A 751-nucleotide genomic window follows, 5' to 3' on the forward strand; every position below is an offset into this window, starting at 1 on the left:
GGTAGGAAGACAGATGTTTCGGACGCAGAATGGATAGCTAAATTATTAAGACATGGACTAATAGAGAAAAGCTTTGTCCCTCCAGAAGACTTTCGAAATTTACGAGATTTGACTCGACTTAGAAAGAAATGGATTGGGCATATGACATCTGAGAAGAACCGAATTCAAAAAGTGTTAGAGACTTCAAACATAAAATTAAGTACTGTTATTTCAGATGTTTTTGGTGTTTCAGGAAGGAAACTCTTGGAACAATTAATATCTGAAGGTTTTATTGATCAGGAAGAAGTTGAGAAAAAGATACATGGAAGAATGGCTCATAAAAAACAATTGATTACTGATTCTTTATTCGGTACATTAAATGATCATCAACTTTTTCTAATCCAACAATCCTGGATGCATATTACTTATCTAGAAACGTTAATATCCGATATTGAGAAAAGGATCGATGAAATCTTACTAGACTATCAGGAAGAAGTTCAACTTTTAATCACAATGCCGGGTATTAAAAAAGATACAGCTGCAGTCATCCTTGCAGAAATTGGTGTAGATATGGGACAGTTTCCAACTTCTAAACATCTCGCTTCATGGGCAGGATTATCACCTGGAAATCATGAAAGTGCAGGAAAAAGAAAAAGTACACGAACAGTTAGAGGAAATCCACATATTAAATCTGCATTGTGCGAAGCTGCATGGGCTGTTTCAAGGAGTCGTAATAAAAGGTTGGGAATCAAATATTGGTCGTTGGCTGCGA

The 751-nt window shown here is 36.0% G+C and carries 1 protein-coding gene; it reads left to right on the top strand.

All coding sequences use genetic code 11. The annotated features are described in order from the left end of the window. Positions 1-751: IS110 family transposase (locus ACEWK1_RS27725; RefSeq protein ID WP_416636894.1), on the top strand; the 751-nt coding region annotated here is incomplete at both ends.

This window comes from Metabacillus sp. YM-086 (genome assembly GCF_048059995.1).
Lineage (GTDB): Bacteria > Bacillota > Bacilli > Bacillales > Bacillaceae > Metabacillus > Metabacillus litoralis_B.